Here is a 15,382-nt window from a genome sequence, read left to right on the forward strand (position 1 = left end):
TCAGAAGCGTTCCAGCACGCCGGCGATGGTCGCCGTCATGAACGTGGCGATGGAGCCGCCCAGCACCGCGCGCAGGCCCAGGCGAGCCAGGTCGGCGCGACGGTTCGGGGCCAGGCCGCCGATACCGCCGATCTGGATGGCGATCGACGAGAAGTTGGCGAAGCCGCACAGCGCGTAAGTCGCGATGAGTCGGCTTTCCGGCATCAGGTCCGGCAGGTGCTTAGCGAGGTCGGCATAGGCGACGAACTCGTTGATCACGACCTTCTCGCCGATGAAGCTGCCGACCATGGTGGCATCGTGCCAGGGCACGCCGATCAGCCATGCCACCGGGGCGAGCACCCAGCCGAAGATCGTTTCGAGGCTGAAGGTGACCGGGTGGCCGGCGTTGGCCGAGAGGTAGGCGTTGATGCTGTGCTCGCCACCGATCGTGCCGACCCACTGCACCGGGCCGTTGATCAGCGCGATGAGCGCGATGAAGGCCAGCAGCATGGCGCCGACGTTCAGGGCGAGCTTCAGGCCATCGCCCGCGCCCGTCGCCGCAGCGTCGATCACGTTGGCCGTGGTCTTCTCGACTTCGATCTTGACGGTGCCGCGGGTGAGCGGCTCCTGGGTTTCGGGCACGAGGATCTTGGCCAGCACCATCGTCGCCGGGGCGGCCATGACCGAGGCAGTCAGCAGGTGCTTGGCGTAGAACATGCGCGAGGCCGGATCATCACCGCCGAGCATGGCCACGTAGGCGGCCATCACCGAGCCGGCGATATGCGCCATGCCGCCGATCATGACGGTCATGAGCTCGGCCTGGGTCATGCGCTCCAGGTACGGCTTGATCGTCAGCGGGGCTTCGGTCTGGCCGATGAACACGCTGGCGCACACGCTGGTGGTTTCCGCGCCGGAGACGCGCATCACCTTGGTGATGACCCACGCCATGCCCTTCACGATCTGCTGCATCACGCCGAGGTGGTACAGCACGCCCGTGAGCGAGGCGAAGAAAATGATGGTGGGCAGCACCTTCACCGCGAAGATGACGCCGAACTTATCGGTATCGAGCAGGCTGCCGAAGATGAAGCGCGAGCCGACTTCCACGTAATCGAGCAGGCGCACGAAGCCGGTCGCGATCGCGTCGAACACGTCGCGGCCCAGCGGCACCTTCAGCACGATGGCGGCGAACGCGATCTGCAGGGTGATGCCCGTGGCGACCAGCTTCCAGTCGACCGAGCGCTTGTTATTGGAGAAGCAGAACGCGATGCCCACGAGCATCGCCAAACCGAACAGGCCAAACAGAACGTGGCCCAGCAGATCCAGCATCGTGACGTACCCCTTGGAAGCCCGGGGGGTAGCCCCGCGACCGCTTAAAAAACGGGAGGTTACGGGACGGGGCGCCCCGGGGCAAGGCGCAGCGCGAAAAAGGCGTGAAGGCCCCCGCCCGCCGCCCTTGTGGGAGCGCGCTTGCGCGCGATGGGTGCTAGCGGCGGGTCCATCGCGCGCAAGCGCGCTCCCACAAGAAATGGCGCGCTCCCACGGGGAATAGGGTGCGCGCACGGCGCCCGCTCCTCCATAATCCAGCCATGTCGCATGTATTCCTGACCATTGCCGTCGTCCAGCTGGTAGCCCTCGTGACGCCGGGCCCGGACTTCTTCTTCGTCAGCCAGCTGGCCGCCAGCCGTTCGCGGCGGGAGGCGGTGGCCGGGGTGGTGGGCATTGCCCTGGGCGTGGCGGTCTGGGCCGCTCTGGCCCTGCTGGGCCTGCAACTCCTGCTGCACCGGCTGGCCTGGCTCGAGCGCGGCATCGCCATCGCCGGCGGCGCCTACCTGTGCTGGATGGGCCTGCAGATGCTGCGGGCGTCCTGGAAGGCGAAGCCCGACGCCGCGGTGCCCACGGTCGACGTCCGTGACTCCAGCCCCGGCCGGGCCCTGCTGCGCGGCCTGCTGACCAACCTGGCCAACCCGAAGGCGGCCATTTACTTCGCCTCGATCTTCTCCGCGTTCATCGGCGAAGGGGTCGATGCCGGCGCGCGCTGGGGCCTGTGGGCCATGGTGACCCTGGAGACGGCGCTGTGGTTCGGGGTGGTCGCCGCGATCTTCGCCCTGCCGGCCATGCGCCGCGGTTACGTCCGCGCCAGCCGTTGGATCGACGGCGGGGCAGGCGCGATCTTCACCCTCTTCGGCCTGCACCTCATCCTGGGCCGCCGCGCGGTCTAGTCGCGGTCGAGGTTCCGGCTGACCTGGGCCAGGCTCTCCGCCAGGACCAGCAGGTGCGGGGCGCCGACGCCCTCGAGGGCGTTGCGGGCCACGTCAGCGATCAGTGCGCGGACGCGTTCCGCCATGCGCTTGCCCGCCGGGGTCAGGCCGATATCCACGAGCCGCCGGTCGACCTCGTTCCGGGTCCGCTTCATCAGCCCACGCTCGATCCCCGCGTCGACCGCATGGGTGACCGTGCTGGCGTTAACCCCGCAGGTGGTCGCGAGTTCCGTGGAGATCATGCTGCCGTGGGCGGCCAGCAGCAGGAGCATGTCGCCCTGCAGGGCGGTGATCCCGAATTCGCGCTGGGCACGCCGCCCCACGGCATCGCGCAGGCGCGAACCGGCAAGCATCAGATCCCTGCCGAGGTGCAGGGTGGCGACGGGTGTGGTGCTCTCGCCGCTCATCGGTTTGCGGTTTCCGCGCTCATGGTGGGTGGTTCCTGCCGATGGTATGGCGGCCATCATACGCACCCTGCGGGTTTGTGGAATTGACTGAAAGAGGGTGTGTTTGCAAATTACCGGCGGCGCTTGGAATTTTTACTCCGCGGCGCGTCGCCATGCGCCAGGCGGCATGCCTACCAGCCGGGTAAATACCCGGGTGAAGTGACTCTGCTCGGCGAACCCGCAGGCCAGGGCGATGTCCGCCAGGGTGAGCGGGGTCTCCTGCAGCAGCTCACGGGCACGGTCGATCCGGCGGTCCAGCAGCCAGCGGTGCGGGGGCTTGCCCAGGCTGCGCCGGAAGGCGCGGGAGAAGTGGTTGACCGACAGTCCACAGGCATCCGCCACGTCGGACACGGGGAAGCTCTGGTCGAGCCGCTGTTCCATGAAGGTCAGCGCGCGGCGTTCCTGCCAGGTGGCGAGGCCGCCACGTACGGTGCCGGCATCGTCGCGCCGTGGTGCCGGGATGATCGCGCGCAGGGCCATGGCCACGTGGGCCATGAGCGGGGCGTTGGGCTCCTCGGCGCGGAGCGTATCGAACAGGACCTGGGCAAGGCTGCGGACGGCGGGCGGGTGCACGATGTCGCGGGTGTCCGCCATGTGGCGGAAGAGGATGGCGCCAGCCCCTGGGTCGGCCGGGCCGGTGGTCCGGTAGACGAGCAGCAGGTCGTCATCAGCCCCGTCCTCGGGGCCGATCGCAATTTCGGTCAACGCCAGCCGATCGCGCAACGCCTGCACCTGGGTGCCTTCGGACGGCCTGTCGAGCGCGGCCGAACGCTGCGCGAGGTCGATCACTAGCGTGGGCGTGCGCGGGAATCTGACGGAACAGGCGGTCTCGGCGCGGTACATGGCCGACCCTCACGGTATCGGATGAGGATCGAAGCATTGCGCATGCAAGGATTTGCGACTACCCCCTAAAGGGGTATACGCAGCGTGAAATGTGCAACCGATTGCAAAATGTCTCGGACAATTCTGCCGGACTACCGAATTCCTCAATTTTCAATGAGGTCGCTCAGAAGATCGAACGCGCGATAGCGATCAGGATGATCAGGATCACGACGGCTACCACGATGTGTTTCGTATAAGCGCCGCCGGAGATGCCGCCGTCGTAACTGGCGTCGTCGAACTCATGGGACGCATCGCGGGGGTGGCGGACGAAGGGCAGGCGCAGGCGGCGTTTACGGGGCATGGGTCAGGTCAGTCGGTGGCGGTGACGCGCGAGGTGTTCTTCAGCTCCTCGAGGATCTCCGGGCTGCGGACGTCGATATGGTCGAGGTTATCCACGTAGAAGCGCACGAAGGGCTTTTCCGCGTCTTTCGGCATCCAGGGTTTCGCCCATACGAACACCACGCAGTATCCCTCGTGCTCCGCGATGAGCTTGTCGAGGCGCGCGCGCAGCAGCTTGCGCACCGGGTAGGCGTCGATGTCCCTTGCGGTGAGCGTGATCGTCGGCTTCAGCAGCTCGTCGCCGTGGCGGAAGGGCCGGCTGAAGCGCAGGTAATACCCGCCGTCCTTCGTGGCCCGCACCGAGGCCGTGCCCCACCAGACTGCGCGCGTTTGCAAATGGTCGGCCGCCTTCTGCCGGTACACGTTGCGGAACAGCGCCTCGTAGGTCGTCGTCTCGCCGCCGATGGTGACCGGCGCCTCGGCCAGGTCCTTGTCCCGGCGATGTTCCAGGAACCGCTGGACCAGCGACGACAGCCGATAGAAGTGGCTCGGCGCAGGTGACCCGTGCCCCTGTGGGAGCGCGCTTGCGCGCGATGGCTCCTTAGCCGTCGTTTCAGCCGGGGCCATCGCGCGCAAGCGCGCTCCCACAGCGTTCGCATCCCCTTGTGGGAGTGCCCTCGGGCGCGATGCCTCCCGATCGAAATGATGGGCCGGCCGCTCGGACTCGAACACATCCGGCCCCTTCAGCCGCTTCGCCTCGCCGGCCCCGTGCACGACCTCGCAGGTGGCGGCGTGGTCTTCCAGCCGGTGCGAGCGGAAATACGGACGGATCAGCAGGGTCTGCTCGGGCTTCCTGAGGCAGGCGCAGGTGAGCGGTGCGTCGCAGCCGGTCCCGACGCAGGTGAAGCGCGGCTCGTCGCCGAGCAGCTCGGCCCAGTAGAGCTCGTAGGCGCGCTCGGCGCTCAGGCGTTCGTCGTTACCGGGGAGGAGGGCTTCGTCGATGGACACGTGTGCGGGGCGCCTCGCGGGATGCCCGCAGGATATCGCACACCCCATCGCGCGCAAGCGCGCTCCCACCAAAGGCCGGCATGGGATGGTTGTGGGAGCGCGCTTGCGCGCGATAGGTCTTGCCTCAGTTCAAAACGCACCAAACCCATGCGCCGCCTCAAGGCCAAGGTCCACCCGCACGCGGCGCAGGAACGCCAGCACTTCCTCGTAACGTCCCATCGTCACCAGCGACTCCGCGGTGTGGCCACCGACGGCGTGGATCGGCTGCTCGCGATACCAGGCAATGCGCGCGGATTCGTCCGGTTCGATGCGCGAGGCTTCGTGCAGCACCTGCCACGCGTGGGCCTTGCTGGGCGGGGTGGTGGCGGCGGAGCGGATATCGATGACGGTGGCGTACGACATACGGATGACCTCGACGTGGTGGCCGCCCGGGGTGGCGTCCACACATGACTTCCACGGCAAACTGCCTACCTTCCCTGTCCTGGTCCTTTCAGCGAGGAACGTCCCATGGCAAAGGTTCTGGTTCTGTACTACTCGGCCTACGGGCACATCGAAACGATGGCCGAGGCGGTGGCGGCTGGCGCACGTGAAGCAGGTGCCAGCGTAGACATCAAGCGCGTGCCGGAGCTTGTGCCGGAAGACACGGCACGGGCCGCGCATTTCAAACTGGATCAGGAAGCACCGGTGGCCCGGGTCGAGGAACTGGAGCACTACGACGCGATCATCGTGGGTACCGGCACGCGTTACGGCCGCATGACATCGCAGATGGCGAACTTCCTTGACCAGACCGGGCCGCTATGGGCCCGCGGCGCCCTCAACGGCAAGGTCGGCGGCGCCTTCGCCTCCACGGGCACGCAGCATGGCGGCCAGGAAACGACGCTGTTCTCCATCATCACCAACCTGCTGCACCTCGGGCTGATCCCCGTCGGCCTCCCCTACAGCTTCCAAGGCCAGATGACCCTTGCCGAGATCACCGGCGGCAGCCCTTATGGCGCCACCACCATCGCGGGTAGCGATGGCTCGCGCCGGCCCAGCGAGAACGAGCTGGCGGGTGCGCGGTTCCAGGGCAAGCTCATCGCGGAGACGGCCGCGAAGCTGTTCGGCTGACGATCCCTCAGGCCTCCTGCCACTGCGAGCGACGCCAGTGGCTGGGGCTCTGGCCGACGAGCCGGCGGAACAGGTTGCACAGGTGGGCCTGGTCGGAGAGGCCGCAGGCCAGGGCGATCTGGCTCAGCGGCTCACGCGTCTGCAGCATCAGCTGCTGCGCCCGCTCCACCCGCTTGCGCATGATGAAGGCGTGCGGCGGTTCGCCGAAGGTGTCCTTGAACGCGCGGCAGAAATAGCTGCTGGAAAGGCCGGCGAGCGTCGACAGGTGGTCGATGGTGATCGCAAAGCCGAGGTTCTCGTCGACATGCGCTGCCACCCGCCGTGCCTGCCAGGGGGCCAGGCCGGCACCGACGCGACGGCGCGGCGCCACCGCGGCCGGCGCCTGCGGCGCTTCGGCCTGTTCGAGCAGCGCGGCCACCCGGGCCACGCAGGCGCGGGTGGTGGCGAGGTCGGTTTCCACCGCGGTGAGGGCCTGCTCCAGCAGGCGGGCCACGGTCGGCTCATCCTGGGCGGCGGTCACGGCAAACGTGTTCAGGGCGTGCACCGCGTCGGCGGTCGGGCCGGGCGTGGCATAGGCGTTCGATTCGTAGCGCATGGTCTGGCTCCACGGAGGGGGCGGGGACATGGGCACGTCGCCCATGCTTGCAGCCTATGCGCGAAGAGGGGGTCGGCTGAATTCTACGTTGGGCTCTGGGGGCCCATACCTAAGGATGATTTGGAGCAATGACACCTTTCTTGTAACGGTCGTGCCGTAACGGTCAAAAACCATCACCGGCGTGCAAGACTGCTATGACGTGTTTCGCCACGATTCTGGCCGAATCTGTATAAGACTGCCGCCACGTGAGCCACTGATGCCAGCAACGATGCCCTCTCGCCATGCGCCCGCCGGGACCCTTATCGGTCCGCGGCATGGTGCATCCGGCTGGCTGTCGGCCGCCGGGACATTGCTTGCCGTGGCGGTATTCATCGTGGACACCTTCACGCCGCTGCAGGGTGCCGTCGCGGTCGTCTACCTGGTGGTGGTGCTGCTGGTCGCCGCATCGGGCAGCCGTGCCGCGATCCATGCCGCCGTGGCCGGTTGCAGCCTGCTAACCATCGCCTCGTACGTGCGCGGGCATGGCTGGCCCGAGCCCGACGCCGCGCTGTTGCGTTGCGTGGTCAGCCTGGCGGCCATCGTGGTCACGGGCGTGCTTTCGCTCCGCGCCCGCGCGCGCATGGTCACCATCATCCGCCAGGCGAGCCTGATCAACCTCACCCACGATTCGATCTACGTCCGCGATACGGATGACGTGATCGTCGAATGGAACGGCGGTGCGGAAGCGCTTTACGGCTGGACCGCGCGCGAAGCCATCGGCCGTCGCGCCAGCGAACTGCTGGCGACCGCGTTCGCGGGCAACCGTGCCGAGATGGATGCGGAGCTGTTTTCCGAAGGCCGTTGGGAAGGTGAGCTCATCCAGCAGCATCGCGATGGCCGCATCGTGCTGGTCGAGGCCCGCTGCGCGCTGTTGCGCGATGGTGCGGGCCGCGCGCAGATGATCCTGGAAGCGGGCACGGACATCACCGCGCGCCGTGCGGCGGATGCCGCGCTGGCCGAGAGCGAGCGCCGTTACCGCGCCATCTTCGAAAGCGCGCGGTTCTCGTTCTGGGAAGAGGATTACACCCTCGTCATGGAGCGCATCGCCGTGTTGCGCCAGCAGGGCGTGGTGGACCTTGCCGCCTACCTGCACAAGCACCCCGCTTTCGTGCGCGATGCGTGCTCGTTGACGATGGTGACCGACGTCAATGCCGCCACCGTGCGCCTGCTCGGCGCGCAGCGGCGCGAAGACCTGATCGGCCCGCTCGACCGGTTCCTGCCGGGCAGCGACCGCACGTTCGCGCAGGTGCTGCTCACCGTGTTCGAAGGGACCGGTACCGCCGAGGGCGAAACCCACCTGGTGAACCTGAAGGGCGAGCGGCTCAACGTGCTGTTCGCGATCAGCATGCCGCTGGGCGCCGCGCGCTACGACCGCGTGCTGGTGAGCGTCGTGGATATCACCGACCGCAAGCGCGCCGAACACGCCCTGATGGCGATGCAGTCCGAGCTGGCCCAGGCCGCCCGCGTGACGGCGCTGGGCGAGATGAGCGCCACCATCGCGCACGAAGTGAACCAGCCGCTGGCCGCGATCGTCACCCACGGCGAAGCCGCCCTGCGCTGGCTGCGCCGTGACCAGCCTGACCTCGGCGAGGCTTGCGATGGCATCGAGCGCCTGGTGCGCGATGCGCGCCGCGCGAGTGAAGTGGTCAACCGCGTGCGTAGCCTGGCCAGCAAGGAGCCACGCCAGCACGTGCGCTTCGACCTGCATGCGCTCGCCGACGAGTGTGCCCTGCTGCTCGACGGTGAGATGGCCCGCCACCGCGTCGGCCTGACCATCGATATCGACGAGGACGCACCGCTGCCGCGTGGCGATCGCGTCCAGCTGCAGCAGGTGGTGATGAACCTGATGGGCAACGCGATCCGTGCGATGGGCAGTGTCCCCGGCCGTCGCGAACTGACCCTGCGCGCCCGCGAGGTCGATGGCGATGCCCTGATGATCGAAGTCGAAGACACCGGGACCGGCATTCCCGAGGACATCGCGGCCAACCTGTTCGATGCGTTCGTGACCAGCCGTGGCGGCGGCATGGGCATGGGGCTTGCCATCTGCCGCTCGACCGTGGAATCTCACGGCGGGCGCCTCTGGGCGACCAATCGCCCTGAGGGGGGAGCGACCTTCCATTTCACGCTGCCAGTGATGGTGGCCGAGGAGGCCCGCGCATGAATCGTCCGCTACCCGTCGTTGCCCAGGCACCGATCGTCTGCGTCGTCGATGACGACCAGGCGGTGCGCGAGGCACTCGGGTCCCTGTTCCGCTCGGTGGGCCTCAGCGTCGCGACCTTCGGCAGCACCGCCGATTTCCTTGCCCGCGATAACGCAGGCGCCCCGGGCTGCCTCGTACTCGATGTCCGCCTGCCTGGCGTCAGCGGGCTGGATTTCCAGGCCCAGCTATCGGGCATGGATAACAGCCTGCCTATCGTCTTCATGACCGGCCATGGCGACATCCCCATGTCGGTACGCGCCATGAAGGCCGGCGCGCTGGATTTCCTGGCCAAGCCGTTCCGCGACCAGGACATGCTGGATGCGGTATCGGCGGCGATCGAGCGGGACGCAGCGAGCCGCCGGGATGCCGATGCCCTGTCCACGGTCCGTACCGCCTACGCCTCGCTCACGCCGCGCGAGCGCGAGGTGATGCAGCACGTGACCGCCGGCCTGATGAACAAGCAGGTGGGCGCGCTGCTGGGCCTCTCCGAGATCACCGTGAAGATCCACCGCGGCAATGTCATGCGCAAGATGGGCGTGCGCTCGCTGGCCGACCTGGTCCGCCAGGCCGAGGCCCTGGCCGGCCAGGCCTGAACGCCTGGGCCTGAACAGATCCAGGCACCGCACACCTCCGTATGATTCCCATCCACGGGCCGGGGGAGCACTGTAGGCCCCGCACCGCTCAGGCGCGTGATGAGGATCACAGGTTTGGCCGCGAACAGGATTGTGGCGATCGTTGACGATGACGATGCGGTGCGCCAGGCCACCGTAAGCCTGGTCAGGTCGCTGGGACACGAAGCACGGGGGTTCGCCTCCGCCGAAGACTATCTCCGCCCCGGCAGCGACGAAGGCGTGGACTGCCTCGTGACCGACGTGCATATGCCCGGCATCGACGGCACCGACCTGCAGCGCCGCCTCCTGGCGCGTGGGCGCACCTACCCCATCGTTTTCGTTTCAGGCTTCCTCGATGATGCCGTGCGCGATAGCGTGATGGCCGCGGGCGCGTTCTGCTATCTGGGCAAACCGTTCGCCGGGGATGCGCTGGTCTCGTGCCTGGAGCGGGCGCTCGCCGTGCGGTAGCGTCGTTTCCATCGGGGTCTGATACGCTCCGGCCCCATGATCCTGACCCTGTTCCTTATCCTGCTTCTCGTGGCGCTGCTCTGCGGCTGGCGCCGTCGTCGCCGCGCCGCCGGTTCGTTCGTGGTGCTGGCCTTTGCATGGCTGTTCGCGGTGGGCTGCGGGCCCGTGGCGGGTCTGCTGCTGGATAACCTGCAATCCGGTTTCCGCCCGGATGTCACCGGCTGGGGCCAGCGCAACGTCATCATCCTGCTGGGCGCCGGCACGGTACGCAGCAGCAACGGCGGCGTGGAACCGAGCCTTTACGCGAACGGGCGGATCCTTCGATCGGTCGAGCTCTACCGTGCCTGCAAGGACACGGGCGCGGACTGCAAGCTGGAGGTGAGCGGCGGGGACGCCGCCCATAACGGTCACGCCGAAGCGGACACCTATGCGCTTACGCTCGACCGGCTGGGCGTCCCGCGAGCCGACATGATCCTCGAGTCGCGCAGCATGAACACGTTCCAGAACGCGCAGAACAGCAAGCCGCTGCTCGATGGCTACCGCGCGGACAAGATCGTGCTGGTGTCGTCGGCGGTGCACCTGAAGCGCGCCATGTTGTACTTCGCCCACTTCGGCATTCGCGGCGAACCGGTGCGTGGCGACTACGTGCGTGCACGCTACGACTGGTTGCCGGGCACCGAGAACCTGTTCTTCGCCGACTTCGCCCTGCACGAATACGTGGGCGTGTGGCGCTACCACGTGTACAACGCCCTGGGCTGGAACGTGCCCAAGGTTCCTGAAGAAAACGTGACCACGCAGACACATAGCTAACATTTGGCCCTTTATGCTGGCGCACCGTCCAGCCACGGACCGCAACGAAAGGAGATGCCCGTGAAGTCTCGTTACATCCTCGCCGCGCTGCTGGCCACCGCTTCGATCGCCCCTGGTGCGTTTGCCCAGCAGGCCGCACCGGCGCAGCAGCCGGCCCCCGCCGCCAACCCGGCGTCGCAGATCCCGGCGTCCGATCGCGCCGCGATCCAGAACTACAACCTCAACGACGACGTGTTCCACCGCCTGGTCGCCGTCTCGAAGGAAGCGAAGAAGCAGGGCATCAAGCCCAAGGATGCGCAGACCGACTTCTCGAAGATCCACTCGCTGGATGATCTCGCGAAGACGGTTACCGACTCCGATCCGCGCATCGGGCCGCTGATCCAGAAGAACGGCTTCAGCCCGCGCGACTTCATGCTCGCGAACCTGGCGCTGACCAATGCGGCGATTGCTTCGGAAGCGAAGAACAATCCGCAGATGGCCCAGTACGTCGACCGGTCGAAGGTGAACCAGAAGAACGTCGCCTTCTACGAATCGCACAAGGCTGAGATCAACCAGCTGATGAGCGAAGACGACGGCGCCGCCAAGTAACATCGCCCGATTTGTGGGACCAAAACAAAGGCCCCGGTCGCGAGACCGGGGCCTTTGCTTATCGCCTCAACGCACGATCAGTTCGTGCCGTGCAGGGCGTGCTTCAGGTCGCGCATCTGGTCGTGGCCGCTCTTCACCGAGACGTACGACTCGTTGATCAGCGAGCGCGTGCCGGCGGTGACGTCGGTGTCCTTCAGGGCGTCTTCGTACTTCGCCTTGATGTGGTCCTCGCCGCGTTCCACTTCATCGACGATGGCCGTGTCGTCCTTCGAGCTCATCTTCGCGCGCAGTTCCACGAACATGCGGTGTGCCTTGGCGAGCACGGTGCCGTCATCTTCCGGGTTGCCGCCGAGCGAGCGCACCTGCTGCTGCAGGCGCTGCGCGACCTGGCGGCGCTCCGAGGCGCGCTGCTGGAACGAGGCGGCATAGCGCGTGTTGTGCGCATCCTTCGCGGCCTCGCCGTAGCCTTCGGCGCTATCGATCGTCGTCTCGATGAGGGAGTTGAGGACCTTGATATCGTGTTCGGTCGTTGCAGTCATCGGCGTGGCTCCTTGTTGGCGGGAAGTGGTTGCGGGAGGCCAGCATCGCGTCTGCGGGCGGCTGCATTCCGTGAACGCCACGTGGCGTGGCCCATGACACGATGCGTTCGTTCATCCTCGCGGCAGGCATACTGCATCGTCACGTTTCACTAAGGAGATCGACCCATGGCATCCAATCGTCGCGCGCTGGTCACCGGCGCCTCCGCCGGTATCGGTGAAGCGTTCGCGCGGGAGCTTGCGCGCCGCGGTTTCGACCTGGTGCTCACCGCGCGCCGTGCCGATCGTCTCGACGCCCTCGCGACCGAGCTGCGCGAGCGCCATGCGATCGAGGCAATCGTGGCGCCGCTCGATCTCGCCCGCCCGGATGCGGCAGAGGCGCTGGTGGGTGCGTTGACGGAGCAAGGCCTGCACATCGACCTGCTCGTGAACAATGCCGGGTATGGACTCACGGGTTACCTCGACGAACAGCCGTGGGCGGCGCACGCGGCGTTTATCCAGGTCATGATGACCGCGCCCACCGAGCTGGCCTGGCGCCTGCTTCCCGGGATGAAGGCCCGCGGCTATGGCCGGATCATCAACGTGGCCTCGCTGGCGGGGCATGTCCCGGGCTCGGCCGGCCACACCCTGTATGGCGCCTCCAAGGCCTACCTGATCCGGTTTTCCCAGTCGCTGGCGCTGGAGGCGAAAGGCACCGGCGTCCATGTCACCGCCTTGTGCCCGGGCTTTACCTATTCGGAGTTCCACGATGTGAACGGGGCACGCTCGCTGGTCTCGAAAATGCCCGCGTTCATGTGGATGGATGCGGCCACGGTGGCCCGGCAGGGCCTGGATGCCGTGGACGCGGGGACCCCGGTCTACGTCAACGGCCGGGTCAACCGGATCATCAAGGCGCTCTTCAAGTTGCTGCCGGACCGGCTGGGCCTGGCCCTGACCGAGCGCCAGGGCCGGCGCTTCCGGGTCCACGGCGAGGGCGCCCCGGGAAGCCATGGCTGATCCGTGACGGCATGATCCATGACCTCTGGCATACGCCCGGGGCGGTGCCGGGGGCTAGCCTCGTCCGGTTCGCGGCGCCCTCCGCGCCGACACGTTCCGCCAAGGGGTTACCCATGTACAAGCACTACCCGGCGCTTGCCGGTGCCATCCTCCTCGGCCTCGCCGGGGCTGCCTCCGCCCAGTCGGTCGGTACCGACGACTACCGCCGCGCCGATGCGATGCTGGCGAACAACACGATGCCGCTGGTCGATCACTCCGTCCAGCGCGTGAAGTGGATCGACGATACGCACTTCTGGTATCGCGACCATGACAAGGATGGCGACCAGTTCCTCACCATGGATGCGAGCACCGGCCAGGTCACCCGCGCGTTCGATCGCGACCAGGTGGCGAAGGCGCTCTCGGATGCCACGGGCAAGAAGGTCGACCCGGCCAAGCTCCCGGTGACCGATTTCGTGGTGCGCCCGGATGACGGCCTCGACATCACCTCCGGCGGCAAGCACTACACCTGCGACAAGGCCATGGGTAAGTGCGACCTGGCCGCGGTGAAGAAGGACCCGAATGGCAAGGCGTACGGCGAAGAGCCGGGCCTGAAGTCGCCGGATGGCAAGTCGGAAGCGTTCGTGCGCGACTGGAACCTGTGGGTGCGCGATGTCGCCACGGGTGCCGAGACGCAGCTGACCACCAACGGCGTCAAGGATTACGGTTACGCCACGGACAACGCTGGCTGGAAGCACACCGACGAGGCGATCCTGGTGTGGTCGCCGGACTCGAAGAAGATCGCGACGTTCCAGCAGGACCAGCGCAAGACGGGTGAGATGACCCTCGTCAGCGTCAACGTGGGCCACCCGAAGGTGGATACCTGGAAGTACCCGCTGCCGGGCGACAAGGACGTGACCATGATCGAGCGCGTCGTGATCGACGTGCCGAGCAAGCAGATGGTCCGCTTCAAGATGGAGCCCGACCAGCACCGTTCCACGGTCTGCGACGATGTCTCGTGCAGCCCGGGCGTGTGGGATGACGTGCGCTGGTCCGCCGATGGCAAGAGCATTGCGTTCGTCTCCACCGCGCGCGACCACACCCATGAGTGGGTGCGCATCGCCAATCCGGAAACCGGTGACGTGCGCACCGTGTTCGACGAAAAGGCCAAGACGTATTTCGAAGGCGGTTTCGAGAAGGCCAACTGGCAGTACGTGCCTGAAACCGACGAGGTGATCTGGTTCTCCGAGCGGAGCAACTGGGGCCACCTGTACATGTACAGCCTGAAGACCGGCAAGCTCGAGCACGCCATCACCAAGGGCGACTGGAACGTCACCCAGGTGCTGCACGTCGATCCGAAGGCCAAGGCGATCTGGTTCCGCGGCGTCGGCCGCGAGAAGGGCGTCGATCCGTACTACCAGTCGTTCTACAAGGTGAACTTCGATGGCTCGAACCTCACCCTGCTGACGCCGGAGAAGTCCGACCACACGGTATCGATGTCGAAAGACGGCACGTACTTCTTCGACTCGTACAGCACCATCGACACGCCGCCGGTCGCCGTGGTTCGTCGCAGCGATACGGGCGCCGTGGTGAAGGAAGTGGCGAAGGCCGACATCTCGCGCCTCAAGGCGGCTGGCTGGGTCGCGCCCACCTCGTTCACGGTCAAGGCCCGCGATGGCAAGACCGACCTCTACGGCCAGATGTTCAAGCCGTCGAAGTTCGATCCGTCGAAGAAGTACCCGCTGGTCGTCTACATCTACCCGGGCCCGCAGGTGGGTTCGGTGCGTACGCGCAGCTTCGCGCCGTCGCACGGCGATAACCAGGCGCTGGCCGAACTCGGCTTCGTCGTCGTCGCGGTGGATGGCATGGGTACGCCGCTGCGCTCGAAGGCGTTCCACGATGCGTACTTCCAGAACATCGGCGACAACACGCTGCCCGACCAGGTGGCGGCGGTGAAGCAGCTGGTGAAGCAGAACCCGTGGATCGATGGTGAGCGCGTCGGTATCTGGGGCCATTCCGGCGGCGGCAACGCCACGGCGACGGCGATGTTCCGCTACGCGGATACGTTCAAGGTCGGCATCTCGGAGTCGGGTAACCACGACAACCGCAACTACGAGGACGACTGGGCGGAGAAGTGGCAGGGCCTGCTGGTCAAGGACAAGGACGGCAAGTCGAACTACGACGACCAGGCGAACCAGAAGTGGGTGGACGGCCTGAAGGGCCACCTGATGATGGCGCACGGCACGTCGGACGATAACGTCCCGCCGTACGAGACCCTGCTGGTCGTCGATGCGCTGATCAAGGCGAACAAGGATTTTGACCTGGTCATGATCCCCAACGCCCACCACGGCTACGGCGCCGCCACGCAGTACATGACGCGCCGCCGCTGGGATTACTTCGTGCGTTACCTCAAGGGTGAAACCCCGCCGAAGGAATTCAAGCTGACGCCGGTGGAAGCGACGCGCTAAGGCACGCCGCCGATTCTGTGGGAGCGCGCTTGCGCGCGATGGGTGCTTGCCACAAGCCCCATCGCGCGCAAGCGCGCTCCCACAACGGCAGCCAACACAACGGCAGAAAAAAGCCCGCGATTCGCGGGCTTTTTTT

At 66.7% G+C, this 15,382-nt stretch carries 17 protein-coding genes; 9 read left to right on the forward strand and 8 right to left on the reverse strand.

Annotation, left to right across the window (positions count from 1 at the left end; all coding sequences use genetic code 11):
• On the reverse strand, positions 1-1,305 hold the full coding sequence (locus ACZ6YI_RS20040; RefSeq protein ID WP_440327290.1) for a NupC/NupG family nucleoside CNT transporter: 1,305 nt from the start codon (positions 1,303-1,305) through the stop codon (positions 1-3).
• A gap of 260 nt (positions 1,306-1,565) precedes the next feature.
• Here ACZ6YI_RS20040 and rhtC point away from each other — a divergent pair, with 260 nt between their 5' ends.
• A complete protein-coding gene (gene rhtC, locus ACZ6YI_RS20045; protein WP_440325508.1) occupies positions 1,566-2,198 on the forward strand; it encodes a threonine export protein RhtC in 633 nt (210 codons plus the stop codon).
• Here the strand turns inward: rhtC and ACZ6YI_RS20050 are convergent.
• The 5 genes from ACZ6YI_RS20050 to ACZ6YI_RS20070 form a co-directional block, all read right to left on the reverse strand.
• The gene (locus ACZ6YI_RS20050; protein ID WP_440325510.1) at positions 2,195-2,644 is read right to left on the reverse strand and encodes a MarR family winged helix-turn-helix transcriptional regulator; all 450 of its coding nucleotides are present in this window, start codon (positions 2,642-2,644) and stop codon (positions 2,195-2,197) included. The genes rhtC and ACZ6YI_RS20050 overlap by 4 nt on opposite strands.
• Before the next feature lie 132 nt (positions 2,645-2,776).
• Positions 2,777-3,526, reverse strand: a complete 750-nt coding sequence (locus ACZ6YI_RS20055) for a helix-turn-helix domain-containing protein (RefSeq protein ID WP_465780170.1) — start codon at positions 3,524-3,526, stop codon at positions 2,777-2,779.
• A gap of 163 nt (positions 3,527-3,689) precedes the next feature.
• The gene (locus ACZ6YI_RS20060) at positions 3,690-3,866 is read right to left on the reverse strand and encodes a hypothetical protein (protein ID WP_465780171.1); all 177 of its coding nucleotides are present in this window, start codon (positions 3,864-3,866) and stop codon (positions 3,690-3,692) included.
• A gap of 8 nt (positions 3,867-3,874) precedes the next feature.
• Complete coding sequence (locus ACZ6YI_RS20065; RefSeq protein WP_465780172.1) at positions 3,875-4,852, reverse strand: hypothetical protein; 978 nt, start codon at positions 4,850-4,852, stop codon at positions 3,875-3,877.
• A gap of 129 nt (positions 4,853-4,981) precedes the next feature.
• The gene (locus ACZ6YI_RS20070) at positions 4,982-5,296 is read right to left on the reverse strand and encodes a hypothetical protein (RefSeq protein WP_465780173.1); all 315 of its coding nucleotides are present in this window, start codon (positions 5,294-5,296) and stop codon (positions 4,982-4,984) included.
• Between the two features lie 63 nt (positions 5,297-5,359).
• On the opposite strand from ACZ6YI_RS20070, the gene wrbA reads away from it, so the two are divergent.
• Positions 5,360-5,959, forward strand: a complete 600-nt coding sequence (gene wrbA, locus ACZ6YI_RS20075) for an NAD(P)H:quinone oxidoreductase (protein WP_440326732.1) — start codon at positions 5,360-5,362, stop codon at positions 5,957-5,959.
• A 7-nt stretch (positions 5,960-5,966) separates the two neighbouring features.
• On the opposite strand, the gene ACZ6YI_RS20080 is transcribed toward wrbA, so the two are convergent.
• A complete protein-coding gene (locus ACZ6YI_RS20080; RefSeq protein WP_465780174.1) occupies positions 5,967-6,554 on the reverse strand; it encodes a helix-turn-helix domain-containing protein in 588 nt (195 codons plus the stop codon).
• A gap of 268 nt (positions 6,555-6,822) precedes the next feature.
• On the opposite strand from ACZ6YI_RS20080, the gene ACZ6YI_RS20085 reads away from it, so the two are divergent.
• From ACZ6YI_RS20085 to ACZ6YI_RS20105, 5 genes are all read left to right on the forward strand, one after another.
• Complete coding sequence (locus ACZ6YI_RS20085; RefSeq protein WP_465780175.1) at positions 6,823-8,754, forward strand: PAS domain-containing sensor histidine kinase; 1,932 nt, start codon at positions 6,823-6,825, stop codon at positions 8,752-8,754.
• Positions 8,751-9,386: a response regulator transcription factor gene (locus ACZ6YI_RS20090; protein WP_440326738.1), complete on the forward strand. Its 636-nt coding sequence runs from the start codon at positions 8,751-8,753 to the stop codon at positions 9,384-9,386. Before ACZ6YI_RS20085 ends, ACZ6YI_RS20090 begins: the two co-directional genes overlap by 4 nt.
• A gap of 132 nt (positions 9,387-9,518) precedes the next feature.
• Positions 9,519-9,872 carry a response regulator transcription factor gene (locus ACZ6YI_RS20095; RefSeq protein ID WP_440326740.1) on the forward strand — a complete coding sequence of 118 codons (354 nt, stop codon included), beginning with the start codon at positions 9,519-9,521 and terminating at the stop codon, positions 9,870-9,872.
• A 36-nt stretch (positions 9,873-9,908) separates the two neighbouring features.
• Complete coding sequence (locus ACZ6YI_RS20100; RefSeq protein ID WP_465780176.1) at positions 9,909-10,682, forward strand: YdcF family protein; 774 nt, start codon at positions 9,909-9,911, stop codon at positions 10,680-10,682.
• Between the two features lie 60 nt (positions 10,683-10,742).
• Complete coding sequence (locus ACZ6YI_RS20105; protein ID WP_465780177.1) at positions 10,743-11,270, forward strand: hypothetical protein; 528 nt, start codon at positions 10,743-10,745, stop codon at positions 11,268-11,270.
• A gap of 77 nt (positions 11,271-11,347) precedes the next feature.
• Here the strand turns inward: ACZ6YI_RS20105 and ACZ6YI_RS20110 are convergent, their stop codons facing one another.
• Complete coding sequence (locus ACZ6YI_RS20110) at positions 11,348-11,809, reverse strand: PA2169 family four-helix-bundle protein (RefSeq protein ID WP_440326746.1); 462 nt, start codon at positions 11,807-11,809, stop codon at positions 11,348-11,350.
• A gap of 165 nt (positions 11,810-11,974) precedes the next feature.
• Between ACZ6YI_RS20110 and ACZ6YI_RS20115 the strand changes: the two genes are divergently transcribed.
• Together ACZ6YI_RS20115 and ACZ6YI_RS20120 are read left to right on the forward strand one after the other, a co-directional pair.
• The gene (locus tag ACZ6YI_RS20115; RefSeq protein ID WP_465780178.1) at positions 11,975-12,802 is read left to right on the forward strand and encodes an SDR family NAD(P)-dependent oxidoreductase; all 828 of its coding nucleotides are present in this window, start codon (positions 11,975-11,977) and stop codon (positions 12,800-12,802) included.
• A 113-nt stretch (positions 12,803-12,915) separates the two neighbouring features.
• A complete protein-coding gene (locus ACZ6YI_RS20120; protein WP_465780179.1) occupies positions 12,916-15,246 on the forward strand; it encodes a S9 family peptidase in 2,331 nt (776 codons plus the stop codon).
• Positions 15,247-15,382 lie beyond the last annotated feature (136 nt).

It is taken from the genome of Luteibacter sp. NPDC104163 (assembly GCF_055584245.1).